Annotated in this window: 21 protein-coding genes; 17 read left to right on the plus strand and 4 right to left on the minus strand. The window is 50.3% G+C overall.

Annotated elements, in window-relative coordinates:
* The first annotated feature begins 145 nt into the window (after nt 1–145).
* From DRJ53_RS05805 to DRJ53_RS05835, 7 genes are all read left to right on the plus strand, one after another.
* Complete coding sequence (locus DRJ53_RS05805; protein ID WP_114234649.1) at nt 146–1,354, plus strand: aspartyl protease family protein; 1,209 nt, start codon at nt 146–148, stop codon at nt 1,352–1,354.
* Between the two features lie 135 nt (nt 1,355–1,489).
* Entirely contained in the window at nt 1,490–2,728 is a 1,239-nt protein-coding gene (locus DRJ53_RS05810) for a M16 family metallopeptidase (protein ID WP_114234650.1), read from the plus strand.
* Between the two features lie 15 nt (nt 2,729–2,743).
* Entirely contained in the window at nt 2,744–4,027 is a 1,284-nt protein-coding gene (locus DRJ53_RS05815; RefSeq protein WP_114234651.1) for a M16 family metallopeptidase, read from the plus strand.
* 89 nt (nt 4,028–4,116) lie between these two features.
* Nucleotides 4,117–4,464: a phage holin family protein gene (locus tag DRJ53_RS05820; RefSeq protein ID WP_114234774.1), complete on the plus strand. Its 348-nt coding sequence runs from the start codon at nt 4,117–4,119 to the stop codon at nt 4,462–4,464.
* 245 nt (nt 4,465–4,709) lie between these two features.
* Nucleotides 4,710–6,689, plus strand: coding sequence for an alpha-ketoacid dehydrogenase subunit alpha/beta (locus DRJ53_RS05825; protein WP_114234775.1), 1,980 nt, complete (start codon nt 4,710–4,712; stop codon nt 6,687–6,689).
* A gap of 54 nt (nt 6,690–6,743) precedes the next feature.
* Nucleotides 6,744–7,280, plus strand: coding sequence for a pyridoxamine 5'-phosphate oxidase family protein (locus tag DRJ53_RS05830; RefSeq protein ID WP_114234652.1), 537 nt, complete (start codon nt 6,744–6,746; stop codon nt 7,278–7,280).
* Nucleotides 7,281–7,648: 368 nt separating this feature from the next.
* A complete protein-coding gene (locus tag DRJ53_RS05835; protein WP_114234653.1) occupies nt 7,649–8,377 on the plus strand; it encodes a hypothetical protein in 729 nt (242 codons plus the stop codon).
* A gap of 37 nt (nt 8,378–8,414) precedes the next feature.
* Here DRJ53_RS05835 and DRJ53_RS05840 read toward each other — a convergent pair whose 3' ends face one another.
* Nucleotides 8,415–8,900 carry a CinA family protein gene (locus DRJ53_RS05840; RefSeq protein WP_114234654.1) on the minus strand — a complete coding sequence of 162 codons (486 nt, stop codon included), beginning with the start codon at nt 8,898–8,900 and terminating at the stop codon, nt 8,415–8,417.
* 202 nt (nt 8,901–9,102) lie between these two features.
* Between DRJ53_RS05840 and DRJ53_RS05845 the strand changes: the two genes are divergently transcribed.
* The 3 genes from DRJ53_RS05845 (at nt 9,103) to DRJ53_RS05855 (ending at nt 12,884) form a co-directional block, all read left to right on the plus strand.
* Nucleotides 9,103–9,636 (plus strand): hypothetical protein, encoded by a 534-nt coding sequence (locus tag DRJ53_RS05845; protein ID WP_123893388.1) that lies wholly within the window; start codon nt 9,103–9,105, stop codon nt 9,634–9,636.
* A 307-nt stretch (nt 9,637–9,943) separates the two neighbouring features.
* On the plus strand, nt 9,944–11,878 hold the full coding sequence (locus tag DRJ53_RS05850; protein ID WP_114234656.1) for a glycoside hydrolase family 97 protein: 1,935 nt from the start codon (nt 9,944–9,946) through the stop codon (nt 11,876–11,878).
* 28 nt (nt 11,879–11,906) lie between these two features.
* On the plus strand, nt 11,907–12,884 hold the full coding sequence (locus DRJ53_RS05855) for an alpha/beta hydrolase (RefSeq protein ID WP_114234657.1): 978 nt from the start codon (nt 11,907–11,909) through the stop codon (nt 12,882–12,884).
* A 976-nt stretch (nt 12,885–13,860) separates the two neighbouring features.
* On the opposite strand, the gene DRJ53_RS05860 is transcribed toward DRJ53_RS05855, so the two are convergent.
* From DRJ53_RS05860 to purN, 3 genes are all read right to left on the minus strand, one after another.
* Nucleotides 13,861–14,397: a hypothetical protein gene (locus DRJ53_RS05860; protein ID WP_114234658.1), complete on the minus strand. Its 537-nt coding sequence runs from the start codon at nt 14,395–14,397 to the stop codon at nt 13,861–13,863.
* Nucleotides 14,398–14,489: 92 nt separating this feature from the next.
* Nucleotides 14,490–15,209, minus strand: a complete 720-nt coding sequence (locus DRJ53_RS05865; protein ID WP_114234659.1) for a peptidase associated/transthyretin-like domain-containing protein — start codon at nt 15,207–15,209, stop codon at nt 14,490–14,492.
* A gap of 199 nt (nt 15,210–15,408) precedes the next feature.
* The gene (purN, locus tag DRJ53_RS05870) at nt 15,409–15,984 is read right to left on the minus strand and encodes a phosphoribosylglycinamide formyltransferase (protein ID WP_114234660.1); all 576 of its coding nucleotides are present in this window, start codon (nt 15,982–15,984) and stop codon (nt 15,409–15,411) included.
* Nucleotides 15,985–16,458: 474 nt separating this feature from the next.
* On the opposite strand from purN, the gene DRJ53_RS05880 reads away from it, so the two are divergent.
* The 7 genes from DRJ53_RS05880 to DRJ53_RS05910 all read left to right on the plus strand — a co-directional run bounded on the left by DRJ53_RS05880 (nt 16,459) and on the right by DRJ53_RS05910 (nt 26,379).
* Nucleotides 16,459–17,709, plus strand: a complete 1,251-nt coding sequence (locus tag DRJ53_RS05880) for a c-type cytochrome (RefSeq protein ID WP_240040720.1) — start codon at nt 16,459–16,461, stop codon at nt 17,707–17,709.
* Nucleotides 17,710–17,787: 78 nt separating this feature from the next.
* Nucleotides 17,788–21,057: a TAT-variant-translocated molybdopterin oxidoreductase gene (locus DRJ53_RS05885; protein WP_114234663.1), complete on the plus strand. Its 3,270-nt coding sequence runs from the start codon at nt 17,788–17,790 to the stop codon at nt 21,055–21,057.
* A gap of 71 nt (nt 21,058–21,128) precedes the next feature.
* Nucleotides 21,129–22,571, plus strand: a complete 1,443-nt coding sequence (gene nrfD / locus DRJ53_RS05890; RefSeq protein WP_114234664.1) for an NrfD/PsrC family molybdoenzyme membrane anchor subunit — start codon at nt 21,129–21,131, stop codon at nt 22,569–22,571.
* A gap of 96 nt (nt 22,572–22,667) precedes the next feature.
* Complete coding sequence (locus tag DRJ53_RS05895; protein WP_114234665.1) at nt 22,668–23,255, plus strand: DUF3341 domain-containing protein; 588 nt, start codon at nt 22,668–22,670, stop codon at nt 23,253–23,255.
* 21 nt (nt 23,256–23,276) lie between these two features.
* Nucleotides 23,277–23,969, plus strand: coding sequence for a c-type cytochrome (locus tag DRJ53_RS05900; protein WP_114234666.1), 693 nt, complete (start codon nt 23,277–23,279; stop codon nt 23,967–23,969).
* Between the two features lie 27 nt (nt 23,970–23,996).
* Nucleotides 23,997–25,223, plus strand: coding sequence for a quinol:cytochrome C oxidoreductase (locus DRJ53_RS05905; protein ID WP_114234667.1), 1,227 nt, complete (start codon nt 23,997–23,999; stop codon nt 25,221–25,223).
* 82 nt (nt 25,224–25,305) lie between these two features.
* Nucleotides 25,306–26,379 carry a cytochrome c oxidase subunit II gene (locus DRJ53_RS05910; RefSeq protein WP_114234668.1) on the plus strand — a complete coding sequence of 358 codons (1,074 nt, stop codon included), beginning with the start codon at nt 25,306–25,308 and terminating at the stop codon, nt 26,377–26,379.
* Nucleotides 26,380–26,384 lie beyond the last annotated feature (5 nt).

The following is a 26,384-nucleotide window of genomic DNA, read 5'->3' on the forward strand; positions in this document are numbered from 1 at the left end:
GGTGAAATTTTAGAAAAAGGATTGCGGATTTCGGATTTACGATTGGGGTGACCTTTTTTCCGGTTGGATTTGTTGTTTTGGAAAAAACGGATGGGTTTAATCAATCATAAATCGTAAATCCAAAATCGTAAATTACAACTGCCATATGAATGCCACCCGGTTGCTGCTCATTTGCATTTTTCTGCTGCAAGGCTTTGGGGCCGCTGCACAGGAAGAGTTTATCCAGCCATCGCGCCGCATTACCCGCATGCCCATGGAGCTGCTCACCGGCGGCGTTATGATTTTGCAGGCCCGTTACTCCGACAAACCCGACACACTCAATTTTATACTCGATACCGGCAGCGGCGGCATTTCGCTGGATTCCACCACCGTTGAATATTTTGGGCTCAAGCCCACGCCCTCCAACCGCACCATCCGCGGGGTGGCCGGCATCAGGGAAGTAAGTTTTTTATACAACCAACAGTTGCACCTACCGGGGCTTACCGTTGACAGCCTTAATTTCCACGTAAACGATTACAGCCTGCTCACTTCGGTGTATGGCATGCGCATCGACGGCATCATTGGCTACTCGGTGCTGAGCCGGTACATTGTCAAACTCAATTTCGATTCTTCGTACGTGGAGTTCTGGACCCGCGGCGCCATCCGCTACCCACGCGGTGGTTTTTTGATGAAACCGTTTATCAACACACTGCCCATCACCACGGCAAGGGTTAGGGACCAGGAAGCCGCCAACACCCGGTTCCTGTTTGATATGGGCGCCGGCCTCAACATGATGCTGAGCACCGATTTTGTAAAAGACAGTGCGCTGCTGCACCGCAAACGCAAGCTGTGGGCCAAGCAGGCACAGGGCCTGGGTGGTAAAATAGACATGCAGCTAACGGTGATCCGCGAGGTAAAACTGGGACCGTACCGGTTCAGGAATGTGCCGGTGTATGTGTTTGAAGACGAATTCAACATTACCTCGTACCCATACATGGGCGGCCTTATTGGCAACGACCTGCTGCGGCGGTTCAACATTATCCTTAATTACGACAAGCGGGATTTTTACTTGGAACCCAACAAACATTTTACCGATGCCTTTGATTATACCTACACCGGCATAGAACTGTATTACGACCGGGGTGTTGTATTACTGGGCGATGTTGCCAAAGATTCGCCGGCGGAGGCCGCAGGGCTGAAAGAAGGCGATGTGGTGATTGCCATCAACAAGAATTTTGTGCAAAGCCTGCAGTCGTTTAAGTCCGAACTGCAGCGCAACCGCGAACGCATCAAGATCATTGTGCTGCGCAACGGCGTGCTGCAGGAATTTGATTTTAAAATGCAAAGCATATTGAAAAAGAACCGGCGGCGGTAAAAACGGGATAATTATTGCAGGGTAGCATCGGCCCGGCCGGCAACAGCGGCGGCGCCATAACTATTGCATGCGTAAACGCTTTCCCGCTTTACCTTTGCCCTCTGTTTTACCTAAAAAAATAAAAGCTTTTCCATAGTGGTACATTTTGACCGATTTGTATTGAATAATGGCCTGCGGGTGCTGGTGCACCAGGATACCTCTACGCCTATGGCGGTGGTAAACGTGATGTATGATGTGGGCGCCCGGGACGAAAACCCCGCCCAGACCGGCTTTGCGCATCTGTTTGAACACCTGATGTTTGGCGGCTCCGTCAACATTCCGGAGTACGATGAGCCGCTGCAAATGGCCGGCGGCGAGAACAATGCGTACACCTCCAACGACCTCACCAACTATTACATACAGCTGCCTGCCGAAAACCTGGAGACCGCGTTTTGGCTGGAAAGCGACCGCATGCTGTCGCTGGCTTTTTCCGAAAAAAGCCTCGACGTGCAACGCAAGGTGGTGTGCGAAGAATTTAAAGAGCATTACCTCAACAAGCCTTACGGTGATGTGTGGTTGAAAATGCGGGAACTGGCCTATACCACGCACCCTTACCGCTGGATGACCATCGGCAAGGAATTGTCGCACATTGAAAATGCACAACTGCAGGATGTAAAAGATTTCTTTTTCCGTTTTTACCGCCCCAACAATGCCATACTGGTAGTGGCCGGAAACGTAACTACCGAGCAGGTGCGGGAACTGGCGGAAAAATGGTTTGGCCCCATTGAAGCCGGCGAGCCTTATGTACGCAACCTGCCTGGCGAGCCCGCACAGGCTGCAGCCCGCAAGCTGGAAGTGTTTGCCAAAGTGCCGCTCGACAGCCTGTATAAATGCTGGCATATATTTTCGCGTACCGATCCCCGTTATTATGCTGCCGACCTGATTACCGAAGTATTGGGCGGCGGTGGTTCATCAAGGCTGTACCAGGCGTTGGTTAAAGAGCAAAAGCTGTTTTCCAATATCGAATGCTACCACCACGGCACCGTAGACCCCGGCCTGCTGACCATTGAAGGCAAGCTGGTAAAAGGTGTAAAAATGGAAGACGCCGAAGCAGCCGTGAATGCGGAAATAGAAAAGCTCAAGGCCGAAGTGATTGCCGAAGCCGAACTGCAGAAGGTAAAGAACAAAACCGAAAGCATGATCGCCTTTGAAGACATGACCATTATGAACCGCGCCAACAGCCTTGCTTTTTATGAGCTGCTTGGTGATGCCGGTTTGATGAATACAGAACTGGACCGCTACCAGCAGGTAACGGCACAGGACATTCACAACCTGATGAACGAAGTGTTTACCGAAGGCAACAGCACTACGCTGTATTATTTTGCGAAGCAATAAAGAACAAACCAACAGATGAACAATACGCTGGATAGAAAGAATCCGCCCCGCATAAAAGACGCTGTAGAATTTGACCTGCAGCTGAAACCCTACGAAAAAGCAGTGCTCGATAATGGCGTGGAAGTATACGCCATCAACGCCGGCACCGAAGATGTGTTGCAGATTGAATGGGTGTTTTATGCAGGCAACTCGTATGAGCATAAAAACCTGGTGGCGGCCAGCACCAACTTTTTACTAAAAAACGGCACTTCGCAGAAAAATGCGTTTCAGATCAATGAGCACTTCGAATACTACGGTGCTTACATGAACCGCAACTGCTACAACGAAACTGCAACGCTTTCCATCCACACGCTGTCGAAGCACCTGCCGCACCTGTTGCCGGTGGTAAAAGAGCTGGTTACCGATTCGGTTTTTCCGCAGGAAGAACTGGACACCTACCGGCAAAACATGAAACAGCGGCTGCGGGTAAACCTGAAGAAAAGCGATTTTGTGGCCAGCCGCCTGATTGATACGTACCTCTATGGCGAAGACCATCCCTACGGCAAGTACAGCAAGTTTGAAGACTTTGATGCGCTGGAGCAGGAAGAGTTGAAAAAGTTTTTCAGCGAATATTACCAGCAGGGCAAACTGATCATATTTGTGGCGGGCAAGTTGCCGCAAAATATTTTCGAGCTGCTCAACCAGTCGTTTGGTGACCTGAATATAAAAACGGTGGATGTGCCCGAGCCGGCTATTGTTCCTGCAACGGAAAAAAAATACCGCGTCATCAACGACCAGCAGGGCGTACAGGGTGCCATCCGTTTGGCATCGCCTTTTCCCAACCGCCACCACCCCGATTTTATGAAAGTGCAGGTGCTCAACAACCTGTTTGGCGGTTTCTTTGGTTCGCGGCTCATGAGCAATATTCGTGAGGACAAAGGCTATACGTACGGCATCTATAGTTATTTGCAAAACCACCTGCAGCAAAGTGCCTGGGTCATCAGCACCGAGGCGGGACGCGATGTAAGCGAAGCCACCGTTGCCGAAGTGTACAAAGAAATGGAACGCCTGCGCAACGAACCGGTGGATGATGAAGAACTGCTGCTGGTGCGCAACTACATGATGGGCTCTATCCTGGGCGATTTGGATGGTCCGTTTCACATCATCAACCGCTGGAAGAACATCATCCTCAACGGGCTTACCGGCCAATATTTTTACGACCAGATCAACACCATCAAATCGGCTTCATCCGAAGAGTTGCAGGCACTGGCCAACAAGTACCTGCAGCCGGATCAGTTTTACGAGTTGGTAGTGGTATAATACAAGCTGTTAGCCATTGGCCGTTAGCTATTAGTTTGTACTGATGTTAACTGCCCATGGCTGATGGCTCACAGCTAATAGCTTCCCCTATGGGCATCATCTTCAACATACTCGCCACGGCTGCAGCGGCACTCATTGCTGCTTATATCATTCCCGGCGTTACCATTGCCGATGTAAAAACGGCATTGCTGGTGGCCCTGGTGCTGGCTTTGCTCAACACGTTTGTAAAGCCCATCCTGGTGGTGCTCACCATCCCGGTTACCATTGTTACGCTGGGATTGTTCCTGCTCGTTATCAACATACTCATTATCAAATGGACCGCCAGCATTGTGGATGGCTTTAATGTAGAGGGCTGGTTTGCGGCGCTTTTATTTAGCCTGGTCGTTTCCGTCGTCAATTCCATTTTTACAGGGCTGGCAAAGAAAAGCGAGGCATAAGAAATAGGGCAAAAGTCAATCTTGTTTTCTCTGCCTCTTAAAGTTATAGCGATAGACATAATCGCCTATTTCATTATTCCAAGCTTCACAGCACTTCACCACTACATCATCAAAGCATTTCTCAAAATGCGCCGTACTTTATTGCAAATTATTTTTTGCGCCTGCAAAAAAGTAAAGGCAACGAATCCACCAAAGAAGCCGGAATCCTGCTAACTTTTGCCTTTTGAATTTCCACTTGTTGTATGATGCAGTTTCACCGAAAAGACCTGACCACCGAAACCCTTGTTTCGCTGTACCAAAAGCTCCTGTGGCCGCGCCTCATCGAGGAAAAAATGCTGGTGCTGCTGCGGCAGGGGCGCATTTCCAAATGGTTCAGCGGCATTGGGCAGGAAGCCATTTCGGTGGGTGCTACCGCTGCATTGGCCGCCGATGAATGGATTATGCCGCTGCACCGCAACCTGGGCGTGTTTACCGGCCGCGGTATGCCGCTGCATAAACTATTCAAGCAATGGCAGGGCGCACAGGATGGCTATAGCAAAGGCCGCGAACGCAGCTTTCATTTTGGTTCAAAAGAGCACCATGTTTGCGGCATGATATCGCACCTGGGGCCGCAGCTTACACTGGCCAACGGCGCTGCACTGGCGGCAAAACTGCGTGGCGAGGAAAAAGTAGCACTGGCATTTACAGGTGATGGCGGCACTTCGGAAGGCGATTTTCATGAAGCGCTCAACGTAGCTGCTGTGTGGGATCTGCCTGTCATTTTTATCATTGAAAATAACGGCTATGGACTGAGTACACCTGTATCGGAACAGTACCGCTGTGCATCACTGGCCGACAGGGGCCGCGGCTATGGCATGGACAGCATCGTTATTGATGGCAACAACATCCTCGAAGTGTATGATACCATCCGCGGCATCAGGGAATATTGCATCCGCGAACAAAAGCCTTACCTCGTTGAATGCACCACTTTTAGGATGCGTGGCCACGAGGAAGCCAGCGGCACCAAGTATGTGCCTGCCGAACTCTTTGAGCTGTGGGCCCAAAAAGATCCCATCAAAGCATACGAGCACTGGTTGCTCCAAGAAGGCATTATTACTGAAGCTGAAATTGCCGCCATCCGGAGTGAGCAAAAACAACAGATCGAATACGAATTAAGCATTGGTTTTAACAGCGCACCAATCGTGGTAAGCGCAGCAACAGAAGCGGCCGATGTTTACACGCCACACCAACCCGCCGAACAGCATAATGGTGAAATGCCCTCGCGGCCGGTGCGCTTTATCGACGCCATTTCCGAAGGACTGCGCCAGAGCATGGAGCAGCATGCCAACCTGGTATTGATGGGACAGGACATTGCCGAATACGGCGGTGCATTTAAAATTACCGAAGGCTTTGTGGAGCGGTTTGGAAAAGCGCGGGTACGCAACACGCCGCTTTGCGAAAGCGCCATCATTGGTGCGGCGCTGGGTCTGAGCCTCGAGGGCTTTAAAAGCATGGTGGAAATGCAGTTTGCCGACTTTGTGTCGGTGGGCTTTAACCAGATCGTAAACAACCTGGCCAAGATGCATTACCGCTGGGGGCAGCCGGCCGATGTAGTGATTCGCATGCCCACCGGCGCCGGTGTGGCTGCTGGTCCTTTCCACAGCCAAAGCAACGAAGCCTGGTTTGTGCACACGCCGGGGTTGAAAGTGGTGTACCCCTCCACACCCGAAGATGCGAAAGGCCTGCTCATTGCCGCCTTCAACGATCCCAATCCGGTTATTTATTTCGAGCACAAAGCACTGTACCGCAGCATCAGTGGGCCCGTGCCCGAAGGCTATTTTGAAACACCCATCGGCAAGGCCCGCACCGTGCAGCAGGGCAGTGATATCGCCATCATTACCTATGGCGCCGGTGTGCATTGGGCAATGGAATACGCAGCCGCCCACCCCGAAATCTCGATGTACATACTGGACCTGCGTACCCTGCTGCCGCTCGATTACGAAGCCATTGCGGAAACAGTGCGCCAAACCGGCAAAGTGTTGGTGCTGCACGAGGACACGCTTACCGGCGGTATTGGTGGCGAGGTGGCCGCATGGATTGCGGAGCATTGTTTTGAGTGGCTGGATGCACCGGTGCTGCGCTGTGCCTCGCTGGATACGCCGGTGCCTTTCAATGCCGAACTGGAGCAAAGCTTTCTGGCAAAAAGCCGGCTGCACCAAACCGTGCAGCGCTTGTTGGCATACTGAGTAAAATAAGCGCAACCGAAGGGTATTGTTTTTGATAAATCATTTGGTAAAAAAATGGACAGCATCAACCAACAACAGCCCGAAGAAAACCGCGCAGACCTGCAGGGCGCAAAGGCGGCAGAAAAAATTAAAGAGTTGACGGGCAAGGCAGGCACCTGCTTTTTTTGTACCGAACCCATTGGCGGCGGCGCCCTTGTTACCCGCCCCATGGCGTTGAAAGAAACCGATGAGGACGGAACGCTGTATTTTTTAAGCTCGAATGACAGCCATAAAAACCAGCAGATTGCTGCCAATCCTTCTGTGCAGCTGATGTTGCAGGGCTCCGATTATTCCGACTTTTTGCACCTGCATGGCAGGGCTACCATCAGCACCGACAAAGAAAAAATTAGGGAGTTGTGGAACCCCATGCTGAAGACCTGGTTTACCGAAGGTGTGGACGATCCGCGCATTACCGTGATTGCCGTGCACCCCGAAGAAGGATATTATTGGGACACCAAACACAACATGGCCATTGGCCTGCTGAAGCGTGTGGCCGGCACCATTACCGGTACTACATTGGATGATTCGATTGAGGGAACATTGAGTGTGTAAAGCATCTACATTAAAATATCAACTGCGCTGCCTAACGCATCATTCTTAGTGTGCTAGGCAGCGCTCTTTTTATTGCCGAGCAATGATTTACTGCTCTTAATTACAGTACCACCAAAGCTTAATCAGGGAACTAACCCGAAATCAGGCTGTCATTTGATTTCGGGCCTGCTTTTTTGGCCCTTTTTTGCAGGAGCAAAAAAGTAAAGGGAAACAAACCATATAGTGAACTATTGACCTGTTGTTGGTGCACAAAGCATAAACCTTATCCCGCAACAGCAAACAACGTTCAGCAGCAGCAACAAGACGACCCTGCACTTTAACCGCATATTATCTTTTGTTCTCCTACTTTCAGTGCACAACCAACGCCTATGTTCCGGCAGTTTGCTTTTGCTTTGATGCTCTTGTTTTTGGTTACTGCAACAAATGCACAGCAAAGAATGGTGGGCGGCTATTTGCGCGACAGTCTTACCCAACTGCCCATACGCGGCGGCACCCTCACCAATGCAGCTACAAAGCAGCGGGTGCAAACCGATAGCCGTGGTTTTTTTGTATTGCGTGCCGCACCCAACGATCTTATTTATGCCCGTGCCCCAAAATATAAACAAGACACTTTGCGCTATTCGGCGCTGTTTGCAGATACCATTACCATTTTACTGGCGCCGGCGGCAATAGTGCTGCAAAACGTAACGGTTGAATCGGGGTATGCACAATACCAGATGGACAGCTTTAGCCGCAGGGCCGAATTTGAAGAAGCAAGAGGCTACCCGCTAACTGCCGTGGACCGGAGCCGCCATGAAGGCTTTGGATTGGTGATCAACCTGGACCGGTTTTTTAAAAAGAAATACAGGGGCAAAAAGGCGGCCGAACGAATGTTCAACAACATGGAGAAGCAGGCTTATATCGATCATCGTTTTCCACCCCAAATGGTCGCTTTTTATACCGGTTTAAAGGATGGTGAACTGCTCGATTTTATGCGACAATACACACCCAGTTACGAGTGGCTGCGGCAGCATCCGTCGAGGGAAGAAATGGTAGGTTACCTCAGCGTGCAATTAAGAGCCTATCGAAAAAGCAAAGCCACCGGCACACTTAAGTAGATTGCTTTTTTACAAAAAAGAATAACAGGTTCATCGTTCATTTTTTAAGAAGCAGGTCCAAAAATTTGCGCATCACTTGGTTGGTATAATCTACCTGCGCTTCCACCCGCTCTTTGCCGGTGCTGATCTGCTCGCAAAGCAAAACTTCGTTGTGGTGAGCAATAGCATACCAGGCATACAAGTCATTCAGTCCTTTTTCGGGCATGGGTGCCGCATAGCCGGTAATGGCAATGCCGTAGTGGCTGGCAAACATGGGCGCCACTTGCAGCGCCATGGTGCGGGCCACCGTTTCATCCACACAATCGCAGCTGTTTGCTAAAATGGGATCCACCTGCAGGTGCCGGCATTTTTGCCCGAGGTTGTAGGCCGTAATGCCGCCCTGGAAAAACTTCGAAGCTTCTACCGCGGCCGACAATGCGGCCTGCATGTGGCCGGCGGTTACGCTTTCAGCAACGGCCACGGTTTGCGCGTTTTTGGTGAGTATATCCTTGATTTCATTCACTACATCTTCGTTGTACTGCATGCGCTAAAAAGGTTTGGCAACATTGCTGAAAAAAGTTTGCCAGCTATGGAAGCCGGGTGGCGGAACTTAAAACAATGGCCGCTAATGCCAGCATGTGGGCTGACTATATCACTGTGTTGCAATACCGTTCCTGAATAAAACGGCTCACTGGGAGTGATGGCCCTTTAGGCTACATTTGTGTTACACAGCCAAAACTGTACATATGAAAACGACCCTTCTTTATTTACTCTTTTGTTTAAGCACCTCAGTATTTCATCCTTTTGCCGATTGGTTCCTGTACAAGAACCAGCAAATGAGCATCGAATTTCCGCAGGAACCCAACATCACTACCCAATCGGTGCCAACAGCGGTGGGCGATATTGAGATGAAGATTGCTTCATTTGAAAGTAAAAATGAAGCGGACAGCAACCTGGCTTATGTGTTTATTGCCAGCGATTATCCCGATTCGCTCATCAACTCCGGGAAAAAAGAATTGCTGCCCCAATTTTTCAGGGCCAGTGTTGATGGTGCCGAAAAAAATGTAAATGGCAAATTGATTTCCGAAAAAGAGATCAGCATCGAGGGCTTTCCGGGCCGGGAGGTAAACGTGGATTATGGCAATGGGCAGGCCATCATTTCTTTTCGCATGTACCTGGTGCACAACCGGGCTTATTTTATACAAACCCTTTCGGAAACAGAAAAGGCGGCAAACAAGGATGCCATCCGGTTCATGAATTCGTTTAAGCTACAGCGTTAGTGGCGCTTTTGTTGCAAAGGTTATTTGTGCAGAATGGTGCGGGTTTGTTGCAGCATTTTATACAAAATAAAATGTACTAAGCCACAATATTTTCCGAAACTCCTCTACACCACGCCAGTAGCAGTAGGATGCATTCACGGCCCATAATACCACCGGCTTGCCGCAATTATGTTGCTGCCTTTACAGTAACTCCTTACCCATAACGCGTATCTTTCCACTGGTACCTCACTAGTCGAACAAAGAGGCAAATGAAATAAGGACCTTCGTTCGTTTTCATTTGCTTCGCAAAAAGCATGTATAACACACAATGCGTTTTAGTAATTTTTATTTTGCCTGCTGCCTGCTGGCCTGTTCGGTAACTGCACAAGCCCAAAAACTAACATTCAATTCCCCCAATCAAAAAATTTCGGTTGCGCTGCACAGTGAGCAGGGCACCGACCAGGGCAGCTGGTATTTAAAAGTATTTTTTACCGATAGTGGCCGCACTACCGAAGCCGTTTCGCGGATCGACCTTGGTCTTTCGCGGGCCGACCAGGATTTTGCAAAAGCGCTGCGTTTTTTAAAAGCTGCAAAGCCCAAACCCATTACAGAGCAATACACTGCCGTACACGGCAAACGATCGCAATGCAGCAACAGCGCCAACGAGGTAACTGCCTATTTTGAAAATGGGGGCAAAGCAAAGCTGAACCTGATTGTGCGGGCCTATAACGATGGCGTTACCTTTCGCTACGAGTTCCCGGAAAAAGGAGGAACATTCGTGATCAAGGATGAATACACAGCGTACAGTTTTGCAGACGATGCGATGCGGTGGCTGGAGAAATGGAATCCTGCCAACGAAGGGCTGTACACCGCAATGAGCGGCGATAAATTGCAGCAGCAGGAATGGTGTTACCCGGCCCTGTTCAACAGCAGCAACAAGGCCTGTTGGGTGCTGCTGCACGAAGCCGACCTGGACAGAAATTACTGCGGTACCAAGCTGAGTAACGTGGCCGAAAAATCGAAATACAAGCTTACGTTTCCCAATCCCAAAGACGGCCGCGGCATGGGCGAATCGGCGCCGACCGTTACGCTGCCCTGGAAATCGCCGTGGCGGGTAATGATCCTCGGCAACCTGCAGGATGTAGTGGCCTCTACCCTTACCGATGATGTATCGACGCCCTCCGTGGTAGCAAATACTTCGTGGATAAAACCGGGGCTCGTTTCCTGGAACTACTGGTCGAGCAACCACGGTACCAAAGATTATAAGATCGTTACGGCATTTGCCGACCTGGCTGCCGAAATGAACTGGCCATACACCCTGCTTGACTGGGAGTGGGACAGCATGACCAACGGCGGTAATATGGAAGATGCCGTAAAGTATATTTTATCAAAAGGTGTAAAACCGCTGATGTGGTACAACTCCGGTGGCAATCATACCTGGGTATCTTCCACTCCTAAAGATCGCATGCTGACCCACGAGAACAGGGTAGCCGAATTTACCAAGCTTAAAAAGCTGGGCGTTGCCGGTGTAAAGATCGACTTCTTTGAAAGCGAAAAGCAGGACATGATCAGGTATTACCTCGATATACTGGAGGATGCGGCGAAGTATGAAATGATGGTGTATTTCCACGGCTGCCTGGTGCCCCGCGGCTGGGCCCGCACCTACCCGCACCTCATGACCTACGAGGCTGTGCGGGGCGCCGAGTGGTACAACAATGGCCCCGACCTAACCGCAACGGCTCCGGAACACAATACCATTTTACCCTTTACCCGCAACGTAGTGGGCTCGATGGATTATACGCCGGTAACTTTTACCAACTCGCAGTTTGCCCACATCACATCATTTGGCCACGAGCTGGCACTGGCGGTGTTGTTCGAGTCGGCGCTGCAGCACCTGGCCGACCGGCCCGAAGGATACTACCAATTGCCGGCTGCTGCCAAGTTTTTCCTGCGCGATCTGCCCGCCTCCTGGGACGATACAAAATTGGTGGATGGCTACCCCGGCCGCGATGTGGTGATGGCCAGGCTTAAAGGCACCAATTGGTACCTGGGTGGCATCAGTGCCGGCAACCGCGAACGGGGTAAAAAAGTAAAGCTTTCTTTTTTGCAGCCCGGCGTGCAATACAAGCTTACGCTGATTGCCGATGGAAAACACGACAAGGAATTTAATGTGCAATACCATAAGGTAACTGCCGAATCGGAAATAGATGTGTGGCTGTTGCGCAGGGGCGGGTTTGCCGCTTCAATAACGCCAGTGCAGTGATGATTAATTTGCGCAAAGCAATGCTACAATGAAGCGTCAAAAATTAGTACGCCGCCTTTTATGGACTGTATTGGTGTTATTCATATTGATGAATACCGTTGCCTTTTTTCATGCATATAAGTTCACGCATTTTGATGCGTCGCCTGCAAAAACGAAAAGCGCTGCGCAGCTTTCCATTGCCGATAAAATGCACCTGGCCCTTTTTGGCGTAAGCAACCCGCGGCCCAAAGCCAAAGCATTGCCCGATACCGCTTACACCACCATCAGGCTCCGGAGCAATAAGGAAATTGAATGCTGGTGGATGAGGGTTCAAAACCCCAAAGGTACCGTTGTGCTTTTTCATGGTTATGGCGGCGAAAAAGCTTCCCTGCTCAATAAAGGCGCCATCTTCCGGCAATTGGGGTACAGCACTATGCTGGTTGATTTTATGGGCAGCGGTGGATCGGAGGGCAACCAAACCACCATTGGGTTTAAAGAAGCGGAACAGGTAAAAACCTGTGTGCAATATTTAAAAGAAAGTGGTGTAGAAAATATCATTTTGTTTGGCACTTCGCTGGGTGCGGCCGCTGTTATGAAAGCAATGAACGATGAGCCACTGCCTGTGAGTACGCTTATTTTGGAGTGCCCTTTTTCCACCATGCTGCAAACGGTAAAAAACCGCTTTGCCACTATGGGTATTCCTGCTGTTCCCATGGCCCACCTGTTGGTGTTTTGGGGTGGCGTGCAAAATGGGTTCAATGCATATAGCCACAACCCGGTTGCATATGCCCGCAACATCAGGTGCCCGGTATTGTTGTTTTATGGCGCAAAAGATGAAAAGGTAACGGCAAATGAAACAGCAAACATCTTCAACAACCTGGCGGGCCTTAAAAAGCTGGTAACTTTTCCGCAGGCCGGACATGAAAATTACCTGACGAAATATAAACGGGAATGGACAACCGAAGTTGCCCAATTCCTGAATGGAAATGCGAAATTGGTTGCGCAATACCCGGAAGTGGCAAATTAAAGATGCTTCAACAAACGCGATTCAAGCTGACGCTTGGCATTATCCACAGATTATTAAAAAATAAAGGCCGGGTAGAAACCCAGCCTCGTGTAAAATCCAATATCCTATGAAAAACCGGACGCAAGATAATCCATTTGGTCCTGCGCGGTACAGTTAAACTGTTATTATCGCCCAAAGCGGGGAGAAAAAAGCCGGAAGCATGAAAAACCGGGATCAGACCGGCTGTACAAAAGCCGGCTTTATGGAATAGGCGCAATTAAACGCAGATATGTAGTGCTGTTCTAAATCATCCTGTACGGAATGAGTTTGCAACGCTTATGCTTTTTATACATAACGCGTTTTAGCAGTTCCGCACTCATTTGTTGTAATCTTACCGGTCCATGATAAACGGAAAGTTTATGCGGCTTGTTTATAGCAACAAATAAAATCCCCTTTCAAAAGAAAGGGGATGATTAGGTTAGACGCGTTGGACGGTTCAGGACATGTTCACGGATACAGACGTCTAGACAGTTTTCATTGGATACAAGGATAAAAACGGGGCCGGTTTTTCAGGATTACTGGATTGGTTTGTTCAGGATTTGGATTGCTTTACTTTTCTTTTTTCTAGGATTGTTTGGATTTGTTACACAAAGCTATGTTACGGTTAAGTGTTTTAAAAACGCTTTACGGCCGCAAGGCAGTAACCCTCGGTGAACACCCTGTTTTTATAGATTAAAAAATCCAATATGTAATAACCCTTAGTGGCTGGTAAAACGCTTTTGTAAGGGGCAAAAATGAGTGTCAACCCGTTTCTAAAAAGGTATCTAACAAGCTAGCTATCAACTGCTTGTTATGCAATTAGATTGGATATAAGAACCGCAGTGAAGAAAGCTGTGTGTTTATTTGACCGCAATAACCTTCCCTCCGAAATCCCAAATCCGCAATCCGAGATCCTGCCCAACCACGGCTTTTCATCGACGAACACCTTCCTCCGGCTTTACTCCTTTTTATCGCCCACAAACCACTGCTCCTTGTTTTTGAACAGCACATTGAACGTGGTCATGGAGCCATAGCAGCGGGTAATGTATTGCTGCAGATTTACCTTGTCTTCGTCGGTGAGTTTTTTGTGCGCATTTACCTGCTGCTCCAGCACCCGCAGGCGGTCGCGCAGCATTACTATTTTGTGAAAGAAATCTTCAATGGGCACTTCTTTTGGCTTCAGGCTTTTGTCGGCGGGCTGCAGCAACAAGGTACCGCCCTGCCAGCGGTCGCCCAGCGGCACCACTTCGCCCACGCCATTCCACAGGCGCAGCACTTTCAGCAGCGACCGCTCTACTTCCGAAAGAGTTTCCAACTCCTGCGTCACATTTTCCGGAATAATCTCCTCCAGGTTGTCGTCGGTTTTATCCACCTCTTTAATACCGTGATGGATAAACGAAATAAGGTAAGTGGCATACCGGATGCCCACAATTACGCCGGGGCCAAACTGGGTGTGTTGCAGGCGGGTGCCAATGCCAAGGGTCAATGCGTCCATGAACCAATCGGGGGTTTTGTAGGTAAAAAGAAACGGCCCAAAGTTATGCGGCTAATGAATTGAGGCGGCATGCCCGCATGGCGGGTGCTCTATTAAAAGGCTTTTTGCTTGCTGTACATTTTGTATGCCTCTTTGATGTACAGCTGAAAGTCGTAGTCGTTGCTATACACTGTAAACTCGTAAGTGGGCCGGTAGGTGTTCATAAACTTTTCCAACTCGGTATCGGTAAGGCCGGTAAGCCGCCGCACCAAGGCTTTGCTGAAGCGGTAGTCCACATATTTTTCCTGCTCTTGCGCCACCAGCCGGTCGCGGAAGCGCTCCATGCTTTTGTTTTTCCGGAATTGAAATGCGCGGATCAATTCGTTCACATCAATGCCGGCGCCGGCGGGGCCCATGTTGGTCATGGTGCCCATGTTGGGTTTTTGAAAATTAAATGCCTTGGCGTAGTCCTCGCGGTTTTGTGCCGAATCCTGCCGGTAGTTGCGTGGCCGTATCTTCAGGTCCTGCATCACGGTTACCCGCACCTGCAGCGACAGGTTGAACTGGCTCAGGTCGCCAATTTTGGCTACCGGGAACTTCATGGTGGGCTTGCCGAGGTATGAAAACCAAAGCGAATCGGTGTCGCTTACGGTAATGCTGTAATGGCCGTTGGCATCGGTAAAAGTGCCGCCCCCCCCCGTGCTGAGCACACTCACCGCCTCCAGCGGAAACAGCCGCGATGAATCGTACACGGTGCCCTGCACCCGGTACTGCGCCGATGCGGCACCGCTCAGGAACACAAAAAGCAGCCCTAAAAAAAGTCGTGTGTACAAAACCCGTATTGGCACAGTAAAATTTGGATCAGCAATTAACGAAACAATACGCAAAGGAAATGGTAAAGAGGAGTTGGGAGTTTATAGTTGGGAGTTGACAGTTGATGGTTGACAGTTAATAGTTCATAGCCGGGAGTTTAGAGTCATAAAATATAAACCAGCAAGAATCGGAAAACATCCGATTCCTTATAAACTACTATCAACTACCAACTACCAACTTTTCTATCACCGCCGCATAGTGCCGGTGCTCCAGCACGTGCACCTTTTGCGCCAGCGTTTCCGGAGTGTCGGCGGGGGTCACGGGGCAGGTGGCCTGGAAAATCACATCGCCGTGGTCGTAGTGTTCATCCACATAATGTATGGTGATGCCGCTTTCCTGTTCGGCCGCATCGATCACCGCCTGGTGTACAAAAGCGCCGTACATGCCTTTGCCGCCCCACTTGGGCAGCAGCGCCGGGTGGATGTTTACAATGCGCCGCGGGTAAGCATCGATCAGGGTTTGGGGCACTTTCCATAAAAAACCTGCCAGCACCACAAACGAAATCTGCGCCGCCTGCAGCTCGGGCACATAGCCATCGCCGCGGAAAAAACGTTCCCGCTCAATAATCAAGGTGGGTACACCGGCGCTTTCGGCAAGCTGCAGCACACCGGCGCCGGGTTTGTTGCACACCACCAGGGCTACGCGGGCCTTGCCGGAGTTATTCACATTAAAATGTTCGATGATCTTTTGTGCATTGGAGCCGGCACCCGAAGCAAAAACGGCAATCTGAATCATGCGTGAAAGTAAAACCTGCAACGAAAACGGTGCGCAGAAATAAATGGAATGACAATGGGCTTAAAAAGTTTCAGCAATCAATTTTGCAACAAAAATTGTGGATACAGTTGAAAAACGCTGGTCATATGATGGGGAGCGAAATCTGCTAACTGCCTCATAAAGCATCACCAACAGATAGCAAAAAACAACCGCATATTCAGGTAGCGAAAAAATTTTGTTTTGAAAAAAACCGGTTTTCAACAAAAAAATAGAACAGCTATCAACAATGTTGAAGCCTCCAAAAATTGTTAAAGCAACCCGATTGAACAAAAATTACAAACATTGCAAAAACCGCTGAAACTCAATAGGGACAAGGGCTAAAAAAAATTTTCAAGGCGTGGGTTTTTGTAAAATTCCTGTCATATTTTTGCACCCAATTCAGGAAATTATCCACAATTTAGATCACCAGCATCTATGATTTTTATCAAGCCAAAGATGAAGAAGACCATACTGGCAGGAATCATTTCGCTTCTTTCTTTTACCTCCATATTTGCCCAGGATGGCAAACAGATCTTTCAGGCCAACTGTCAGAGCTGTCACGCAATCAATAAAAACCTGACCGGCCCTGCGCTGCAAGGGTTTACCGAACGTGGGCCCTGGACCGACCGCGCAAATGTGTACAAGTGGATTCACAACCCCGCTGCATTCATTCCTACCACTCCTTATACCAAGGAGTTGCAGGCGCAGTTTGGTGGCCAGATCATGCCTTCGTTCCCGCAACTGAGCGAAAAGGACATTGACGCCATCGTTGATTACATCAACACTGCAGCCGCTGCTGCAGCAGCCCCGGTAGCCACAACCGATACCGCTGGAGGCGCAGCTACTGAAGATGACGGCACCAACGCCATCACCTTTGGTATCATCTCCATTGTACTAGCCATCATTGCGCTGGTGCTGATGCAGGTGAACAGCAACCTGAAAAAACTGTCCGACGACAAAGAAGGCATTCTCCGCCCGGACCCGGTTCCTTTTTACCGGAATAAAATTTACATCTCCCTGCTGGCACTAGTGCTGTTTGTAATGGGTGGTTATTTTGTAAGCAAAGGCGCCATCAACATGGGCCGCCAAAAAAGCTATGCACCCGAGCAGCCTATTTACTACTCGCATAAAGTGCACGCCGGCATCAACCAGATCAACTGTTTGTATTGCCACGGCAACGCATGGGAAAGCAAGCACGCCGCAATTCCGTCTATCAACGTATGTATGAACTGCCATAAGGCAATTTCTACCTACGAGAAAGGACCCAAGCTGTACACCGAAGACGGCAAGGAAGTGAACGGCACTGCCGAAATTGAAAAGCTGTACAAGTATGCAGGCTATACTCCGGGCCAGCCCTGGGATCCTTCCAAAGCAACTCCCATCGAGTGGGTTAAGATCCACAACCTGCCCGACCACGTTTACTTCAACCACGCCCAGCACGTAAACGCAGGTAAAGTAGCCTGTCAGTCGTGCCACGGCAATATCCAGGAAATGGACGTGGTATCGCAGCAAAGCGACCTGAGCATGGGCTGGTGTATCAACTGTCACCGCGAAACAAAAGTGGATTTCTACAACACTGCTGACAGCACCGGCAACAAGTTTTACAGCATCTACGAGAAGTTCCACAACGACATCAAGACCGGTAAAATGGACAGCGTAACTGTAAAAGATATTGGCGGCCTTGGATGTATGAAGTGCCACTATTAATCATAGCATACTGCAATCATAACCGGACCAACCCATTTAACGTACAAAAACAGACCCCTGAAAACGGGGAGTAACAATATGGAAAAAAAGTATTGGCAAAGTTTCGCTGAGCTTACCGATAAAGAAGGATTCCAGAGCAAGAACAAAGACGAGTTTCGTGAAGAGCTGCCTTTTGGCGAAGCCGATGACAAAGGGCTGCTGGATGCCAAGGCACCCCGCCGCGATTTTCTGAAATACCTGGGCTTCAGCACGGCCGCTGCTTCGCTGGCAGCATGTAAACAGCCGGTGCGCAAAGCCATTCCTTATGTAAACCGCCCCGAAGAAGTAACGCCGGGTGTGGCCAAATACTACGCCACCACTTTTGTAACCGACACCGAAGTGGTGCCTGTTGTAGCAAAAGTTCGCGATGGCCGTCCCATTAAAATTGAAGGCAACAAACTGTGCTCGTATACTTTAGGCGGTACTTCGCCCCGTGCACAAGCCTCGGTACTGGACCTGTACGATACTTACCGCCTGACCCACCCGGCCCGCAAAGCTGGCGAGAAGTTCCAGGAAATTCCTAATTACGACCAACTCGACACCCAGATCTCACAAGACCTGGCTGGCCTGGGTGGCCGCTCCGTGGTACTGCTTACCGGCACCATCGTATCGCCTTCCACCAAACAAATCATTACCGACTTCCTGGGCCGCTATCCCGGAAGCCGCCACGTACAATACGACGCTGTTTCGCATGCAGGCATGCTGCTGGCCAACGAAGCTTCTTTTGGCCGCCGCGTACTGCCCACATACGAGTTCGACCGCGCTGATGTAATTGTAAGCCTTGGCGCCGATTTCCTCGGCACCTGGGTGAGCCCGGTAGAAAATGCCCGCAAATACTCGGTAGGCCGTAAGATCAACGAGGCCAACCCACGTATGAGCAAGCACTACCAGTTTGAATCGTTCATGAGCATGACCGGTGCCAACGCCGACGAACGCTATGTACACCGCCCGTCGGAGCATGGAGCCGTAGTGCTGGCCCTGTATGCCGCACTGGGTGGCGCAGTAGCTGCCCCTGCCATTACCGATGCAAAACTGAAAGCCGGCATTGCTAAAGCTGCAGCCGACCTGCAAAAAAGCCGCGGCCGTGCACTGGTTGTGTGCGGATCGAACGACCCGAACGTGCAGCAAGTGGTAAATGCCATCAACAGTGCCATTGGCGCCGTAGGCACCACGCTCAACTTTGGCCAGCCCAACCTCACCAAGCAAGGCATCGATAAAGACATGGCCGACCTGGTGGCCCAAATGAATGCAGGCACCGTTGGCGCTGTGCTCATTTTTGGTGCTAACCCGGCGTACGAATACCACGATGCACAGGCATTTGTAAATGGCCTGAAAAAAGTAAAGCTCTCCATTTCGTTCAACGAAAAAATGGACGAAACCACCGAGCTGTGTAACTACTCCATCCCGGCGCACCACTACCTCGAAAGCTGGGGTGATGCCGAACCCAAGGCTGGTTACCTCGCCTTTTTGCAGCCAACCATTGCGCCCCTGTTCAAAACACGTCCGTTCCAGACTTCGCTGCTGAAATGGGCCGGCAACAATACCGATTACGATACTTATTTCCGCACTTTCTGGCAAGGCCGTTTGGGCAGTGCCGCAGCAGTAGACAAAGCACTGCAAGATGGTGTAGTAGAAGGCGGATCAGCAGCACGCAACCTCGCAGCTGCAGTGGGCATCACTGCCACAGACACCACCGCCGCTCCGGCGGCACCTGTAACTACAGGTGGCGGCGCAGCATTCAACAGCAGCGGCGTAGCTGGTGCAGCGGCAGCCATCGGCGCAGCACGCAAAGCGGGTAAAGACGAACTGGTAATTTACCAGAACGTAGCAATGGCCTCCGGCAAACAATCGGGCAACCCCTGGTTGCAGGAGCTTCCCGACCCGATCACTAAAGCCACATGGGGCAACTATGCGCTGATCTCTACCGACAAAGCAAAAGAACTCGGCATTGATTTCACTTCGTCAGATTACGAATACTACCCCGACAAGCCCGTAATTAAACTGAGCGTAAATAATAAAGAAGTATCGCTGCCGGCAATGGTTATCCCGGGTATGCACCCCAACACCATTGCGGTGCCTGTAGGTTACGGCCGCAACGCTGCTTTCTCGAAAGCTGCAGAAAACATCGGTCAAAATGTTTACCAGTTTGCCCGCTTCAACGGCACTACTGTTGACTACCACACCGAAATCACTGTAGCAGGCGAAACCTTTGGTAAAGAAAAGATCGCACAAACGCAGATCCACAACTCATACGAAGGCCGCACAGAAGTAGTTCGGGAAACAACCCTCGCCACTTTTGTAGCCAACCCAACCATGTTCTCTTCGTTCCGCAAGGAGCTGACCGAGAACTACGCCAAGAAAACAGGCGACTACCGCAAGGAAGGCACCCTGTATGGCGACCACGTACAGCCCGGACCAAAATGGGGCATGTCCATCGACCTGAACTCCTGTATTGGTTGCCACGCCTGCGTGGTAGCCTGCCACACCGAAAACAACGTGCCGGTAGTAGGTAAAAGCGAAGTACTGCGTTACCACGACATGCACTGGCTGCGCATCGACCGATATTTTGTTAGCGATAACGAAAACCCGAACGATGTAAAAGCTGTGGTGTTCCAACCAATGCTTTGCCAGCACTGCGACAACGCCCCTTGCGAAAACGTTTGCCCCGTTGCGGCAACCGTACACAGCGAAGAAGGCATTAACCAAATGGCCTACAACCGTTGCATTGGTACCCGCTATTGCGCCAACAACTGTCCTTATAAAGTACGCCGCTTCAACTGGGCCGACTACACCGGAGCCGATTCATTTGGCGACAACCAGGATCAAAAACTGGTAGGTAAACTGGACCCAGTAGTATTTGAAATGAACGACGAACTGACCCGCATGGTGCTGAACCCCGACGTAACGGTGCGCAGCCGCGGTGTAATGGAAAAATGTTCGTTCTGCGTACAGCGTACCCAAGAAGGCAAGTTGAACGCCAAACTGCAAAACCGTTCGCTGGGTGGCGATGACATCCAGTCGGCTTGTGCGCAGGCCTGCCCCACCGGCGCCATCGTATTTGGCAACGCCAACGACGAAACCAGCACCGTGGCACAACAGCGCAAAAACAACCCGGGTCGCCTGTTCTATGTAATTGAGCAAATTCACACACTGCCCAATGTGAACTACCTGGCTAAGGTGCGCAACACAGAAGAACTGGTACAGGTGGTGCGCAAAACCGAAGGCGCCGAACACCAAAACCAAAAAGAAACGCCCGGTGTAAACGCCAACCGCGAAGCAGAAGGCGCCGTAGCACCAGCTGCACATTGATAAGGACCAAAACAAAGAGCAAAATAAGATCAGCATAAAGCCAGCGGCCCGGCCGCTAAAAGCTAAAAGATATGGCAGTACTTAGATACGAATCGCAGGTAAGACCACCCATTGTAGAGGGCGGAAAGGATTACCACCAGGTAACAGAAGACATCTGCCGCCCGGTGGAAGCCAAACCAACTAAACTGTGGTGGATCGGTTTTATTATTTCAGTTGCCCTGCTTCTGTTTGGCGTTTACTCCGTTTATGCAGAAGTAGTATACGGTACCGGGCAGTGGAACCTGAACAAAACCATCGGGTGGGGTTGGGACATCACCAACTTCGTATGGTGGGTAGGTATCGGCCACGCAGGTACACTGATCTCGGCCATCCTGCTGCTGTTTCGCCAGGGATGGCGTACCGGTGTAAACCGCGCCGCAGAAGCTATGACCATCTTTGCGGTAATGTGCGCCGGCCAGTTTCCCATCTTCCACATGGGCCGGGTTTGGAACGCCTTCTTTGTATTGCCTTACCCCAACACACGTGGCCCGCTGTGGGTAAACTTCGACTCGCCGCTTCTTTGGGACGTATTTGCCATCTCTACTTATTTCACCGTATCGCTGCTGTTCTGGTACTCGGGTTTGCTGCCCGACCTGGCTACCCTGCGCGACCGTGCCAAGCTTAAATGGCGCAAAGCATTCTACGGCGTTACCGCATTCGGCTGGACCGGTTCCACCAAGCACTGGCAGCGCCACGAATCACTATCGCTGGTACTGGCCGGTCTCTCTACACCGCTGGTACTTTCGGTACACACCATCGTATCTTTTGACTTTGCCACTTCGGTTATCCCTGGCTGGCACACCACCATCTTCCCGCCATACTTCGTAGCAGGTGCCATCTTCTCAGGTTTTGCCATGGTGCAAACACTGTTGCTGATCACCCGCAAAGTGCTGGGTCTTGAAGAATACATCACCATCGAGCACATCGAGGTAATGAATAAGGTAATCGTGCTCACCGGTTCCATCGTAGGTATTGCCTACCTCACCGAGCTGTTCATGGCCTGGTACTCACATGTAAGCTACGAGTGGTTTGCATTTAAAGAAAACAGGGTAAACCTGTTCAGCCCATACGGCTGGAGCTACTGGCTGATGATGGGTTGTAACGTAATTTCTCCGCAGATCTTCTGGTTCAAGAAATTCCGCCGCAACCTTACCATTACTTTCTTTATGTCGATCCTGGTAAACGTAGGTATGTGGTTCGAACGCTTTGTGATCATCGTTACCTCGCTGTACCGCGATTACCTGCCATCGAGCTGGAGTACTTACTACACCCCCACCATTTGGGAAATTGGTTTTTACCTCGGCACCTTTGGATTGTTCTTTACCTGCTACTTCCTGTTTGCCAAATTCTTCCCGGTTATTGCCATCGCGGAGATCAAGCATATCCTGAAGAAAAACGGCGACCGGTATAAGGACGAAATGACACCGATCGAAAAAGAAAAAGTTGAAGACTTTGCGCATGCACATGTGCACTAAGCGCACCGGTTTTGCAGCAAAAGAAAAAAGGATCAATAGAATTAAACATACAGGCGAACGGCCAACAGGCAATCGCTAACAGCCAAAAGCTTATTTATGCCAGTTAAAAAATTTATTGTAGGCAGCTTTTACGACGAGCAGGTGTTGTTCCCGGCAGTAAAGGCGGTACGCAAATCGGGTTACAAGATCCATGATGTGTACACACCGTTCCCGATCCACGGGTTGGATACGGCAATGGGTCTGCGCGATACCAGCCTGCACACTGCCGGCTTTATCTACGGCATCACCGGTACTACCACTGCATTTTCTTTCATCACCTGGGCATTCACGACCGACTGGCCGCTGAACATTGGCGGTAAGCCGTTCTTTGCACTGCCAGCGTGGATTCCCATCATGTTCGAATTGACGGTGTTGTTTGCAGCAGTAGGTATGGTACTTACTTTTTGCTACCTGTGCCAGCTGGCGCCTTTTGTAAAAAAAGACCATTTCAACCTGCGCTCCACCGACGATACGTTCGTAATGGCTATTGAAGCCAACAGCAAAACCAACGTTGAGGAAGCCATCCAGTTTTTGCAAAGCGTAGGCGCACAAGATGTGGTGGTAACCGAAAAAGAAACCGGCTGGTGGATTGGCCGCTACGACCAAAAGAAACAACTGGCAACAAACCAACCGCATATAGCATAAACCTTTGTCAAGCGCAAAAAAATGAAGAAAGTATTCTTAGCAACAGGTATATGGGCCATGGCTGCAGCAATGACAGGATGCGGTGGTGCCGAAGGCAACGATCCCGGAAGGGCGTACATGCCGGATATGTATTACAGCCGGGCATATGAAACCTATGGCTATAACAATATCGACGACTATCAGAAACTGAAAGAGCGGGGCGTTACCTACAATGCCACACCGGTAAAAGGAACCATGGCCCGCGGCGACGCATCGTCCATGAACCTGCCGGCAAACGATAGCGGGTACGCACTGGCGACAAATTATCCAAACCCGCTGGCCAATGTGCAGTTGACCCCAACGCAAATGAAAGAGGCCGACCGCATTTACCAGGTAAACTGTGGTATTTGCCACGGCTCAAAGCTGGATGGCAACGGACCGCTGTGGAAAGACGGCAATGGCCCTTACCCCGCAGCGCCGCGCAACCTGCTCGACGATTATTCCAAAGCACTGTCGGATGGCAAAATGTTCCATGCCATTACTTACGGCCGCGGCCAGATGGGATCGTACGCATCGCAGGTGCACCCCGAGCAGCGCTGGTGGATCATTAGCTATATCCGCAGCAAGCAGGGTGGAGGCACAGCCACTACAGCATCGGACAGCGCAGCAACTACTGCAGCGGTAAATGCTTCAACGGCATCCACCACCGATACATCAAGCAACGCGTCAAACTAATTAGTGCAGCTATTTTAATTGAAACTAATGGCAATCAGAGACCAGTTCGTCATTCCTAAACGGTACAATACCTTCTCCCTGCTTTTGATGGGTGTGGGCATCGTATCTGTATTGATCTTGTTGTTTACCCATGGCCTGAGCGCAGATGAACATGACCGGGCCCGCTTTTGGGCATCGCTGCTGCAAAACAGCGTGTACTTTTTGCTGGTGGTAAACTCGGCTATGTTCTTTATCTGTGCCACCACGCTGGCATGGGGCGGATGGCAAATGTCTTTTCGCCGAGTAACAGAAGCCATCTCCACCTGTGTGCCCGTTATCGGACTCATCAGCCTTGTGGTATTGCTGGCCATTGTATTTGGCGGCGACCATACCATTTACCACTGGACCGATGCACACCATGTGGCAGAAGACGAAGTGCTGTCGGCTAAATCCGGCTTTTTAAATAAACCTTTCTTCGCCATCTGGACCATCATTACCATTGTGGGTTGGTGGTTGCTGGGTCGCAAAATGCGCCACCTGTCCCGCGAAATCGACAACCAGCCGCTGAGCGTTGCAGAAGGAAAGCGTTATATTTTCAAAAACACCGTTTGGGCTGCCATCTATAGCGTGCTGTTTGCACTCACTGTATTGTCGTCCATTCCCTGGTTCTGGCTGATGTCGATTGACGCACACTGGTACTCTACCATGTACAGCTGGTACACATTCGCTTCTTCGTTTGTTGCAGGCATTGCCCTCATTACCTTGTTTGTGGTGTACCTGAAAAACAACGGATACCTGGAATACACCAGCCGCGAACACCTGCACGATCTGGGCAAGTTCATGTTTGCGTTCTCGATCTTCTGGACTTACCTGTGGTACTCGCAGTTTATGCTGATCTGGTACGCCAACATTCCGGAAGAAACCGTTTACTTCCAGCCCCGTATGAAAGGCGTTTACCGCGGCATCTTCCTGCTGAACCTGGTGATCAACTTCCTGGCGCCGCTGTTCATCCTGATGAAACGCGGATCAAAACGCAACTACGGAACCATTACCATGATGGCGGTGCTGATCATCTTTGGCCACTGGCTGGATTTTTACCAAATGGTATTCCCCGGCATTTCGCCAGAGCATGTACCGTTCATGCTGGTAGATATGGGTATAGGTTTGGGCTTTGTTGGCGTAATCATGTTTGTAACAGCACGTTCGCTGGCCAAGCATCCGCTGATTGCACGCAACCACCCGTTCCTGAAAGAAAGCATTATTCACCATACTTAAGATTTTGGATCCGGGGTTTTCGTTACAACACCAAAACCTCGAATCCGGGATCGCGATTCGAAATCCGAAATAGTTTTAAAGCATGTCATCTAATACTTGGATAGTTATTGCGTTAATCCTGGGCTTTATCATCACCTTCCAGATAGCCAAGGCCAGTGAGTATGTGGCTGTACTGCGGGGCGAGGATAAAACCCGCAAGGAGAACAACCGCATCAACGCGTTTTTGTTGCTGGCATTCCTGGTGCTGGGCCTCATTGGTGTGTGGTGGTGCAATGAAGAGTTGAAAGGAAAGATCCTCGGCGAAGCGGCGTCGGACCACGGCGAACGCATCGACACGATGTTGTACATCACCATCGCCATTACCGGCATTGTGTTCTTTATCACGCAGATCCTGCTGTTTTGGTTTGCTTATAAATACCAGGAAAAAGAAAACCGCAAGGCATTCTTTTTCCCGCACAACAACAAGCTGGAATTAATCTGGACCGTTATCCCGGCCATCACCCTCACCATCCTGGTTGGTTTTGGTTTGTACTACTGGTTCCAAATTACCGGCGAAGCGCCCAAAAATTCGCAGGTAGTAGAAGTTACCGGTAAACAATTTGGCTGGGAATTTCGTTACCCCGGTGTGGATGGTGTTTTAGGTAAAAAATATTACAAGAACATCGACGAGGCTGCCAGCAACCCGCTGGGCCAGATCTGGGACGATAAAGCCAACCGCGATGATATTTATGTAAGCCAGGAAGTACACGTGGTGGTAAACAAACCCGTAAAGTTGGTGATCTACGCAAAAGACGTAATCCACGACGTTGGCCTGGTGCATTTCCGGATGAAGATGGACGCCGTTCCGGGCATTCCAACCACCATGTGGTTTACGCCCAAGTTCACCACCAAGGAAATGAAAGAAAAATATGGTCCGGATTTCAACTACGAAATCTCCTGCGATCAGATGTGCGGATCGGGCCACTTCTCCATGAGGGGAACAGTGGTGGTGGAAACACAGGAAGAGTTTGACCGCTGGATGGCCAGCAAAACACCGCAGTACATTGCAGCCCTCCAGGCGCAGCGTGCAGCACAGCCGGTTCCCACGCCAACATCAACAATCGACACGGTAAAAACACCGGTGGCCAGTGGACAGCCGCAGGAGTTTTCAAAATAAAATAT

Origin of the sequence: Paracnuella aquatica, assembly GCF_003332885.2 — a bacterium.
Lineage (GTDB): Bacteria > Bacteroidota > Bacteroidia > Chitinophagales > Chitinophagaceae > Flavisolibacter > Flavisolibacter aquaticus.

Coding starts and splice junctions, on each gene's coding strand:
- DRJ53_RS05835 (WP_114234653.1), top strand. CDS start 7,649: ATGTTCCGGCAGTTTGCTTTTGCTTTGATGCTCTTGTTTTTGGTTACT.
- DRJ53_RS05900 (WP_114234666.1), top strand. CDS start 23,277: ATGAAGAAAGTATTCTTAGCAACAGGTATATGGGCCATGGCTGCAGCA.
- DRJ53_RS05910 (WP_114234668.1), top strand. CDS start 25,306: ATGTCATCTAATACTTGGATAGTTATTGCGTTAATCCTGGGCTTTATC.
- DRJ53_RS05805 (WP_114234649.1), top strand. CDS start 146: ATGAATGCCACCCGGTTGCTGCTCATTTGCATTTTTCTGCTGCAAGGC.
- DRJ53_RS05845 (WP_123893388.1), top strand. CDS start 9,103: ATGAAAACGACCCTTCTTTATTTACTCTTTTGTTTAAGCACCTCAGTA.
- DRJ53_RS05830 (WP_114234652.1), top strand. CDS start 6,744: ATGGACAGCATCAACCAACAACAGCCCGAAGAAAACCGCGCAGACCTG.
- DRJ53_RS05825 (WP_114234775.1), top strand. CDS start 4,710: ATGCAGTTTCACCGAAAAGACCTGACCACCGAAACCCTTGTTTCGCTG.
- DRJ53_RS05820 (WP_114234774.1), top strand. CDS start 4,117: ATGGGCATCATCTTCAACATACTCGCCACGGCTGCAGCGGCACTCATT.
- DRJ53_RS05840 (WP_114234654.1), bottom strand. CDS start 8,900: ATGCAGTACAACGAAGATGTAGTGAATGAAATCAAGGATATACTCACC.
- DRJ53_RS05815 (WP_114234651.1), top strand. CDS start 2,744: ATGAACAATACGCTGGATAGAAAGAATCCGCCCCGCATAAAAGACGCT.
- DRJ53_RS05895 (WP_114234665.1), top strand. CDS start 22,668: ATGCCAGTTAAAAAATTTATTGTAGGCAGCTTTTACGACGAGCAGGTG.
- DRJ53_RS05880 (WP_240040720.1), top strand. CDS start 16,459: ATGAAGAAGACCATACTGGCAGGAATCATTTCGCTTCTTTCTTTTACC.
- nrfD (WP_114234664.1), top strand. CDS start 21,129: ATGGCAGTACTTAGATACGAATCGCAGGTAAGACCACCCATTGTAGAG.
- purN (WP_114234660.1), bottom strand. CDS start 15,984: ATGATTCAGATTGCCGTTTTTGCTTCGGGTGCCGGCTCCAATGCACAA.
- DRJ53_RS05905 (WP_114234667.1), top strand. CDS start 23,997: ATGGCAATCAGAGACCAGTTCGTCATTCCTAAACGGTACAATACCTTC.
- DRJ53_RS05885 (WP_114234663.1), top strand. CDS start 17,788: ATGGAAAAAAAGTATTGGCAAAGTTTCGCTGAGCTTACCGATAAAGAA.
- DRJ53_RS05855 (WP_114234657.1), top strand. CDS start 11,907: ATGAAGCGTCAAAAATTAGTACGCCGCCTTTTATGGACTGTATTGGTG.
- DRJ53_RS05850 (WP_114234656.1), top strand. CDS start 9,944: ATGCGTTTTAGTAATTTTTATTTTGCCTGCTGCCTGCTGGCCTGTTCG.
- DRJ53_RS05860 (WP_114234658.1), bottom strand. CDS start 14,397: ATGGACGCATTGACCCTTGGCATTGGCACCCGCCTGCAACACACCCAG.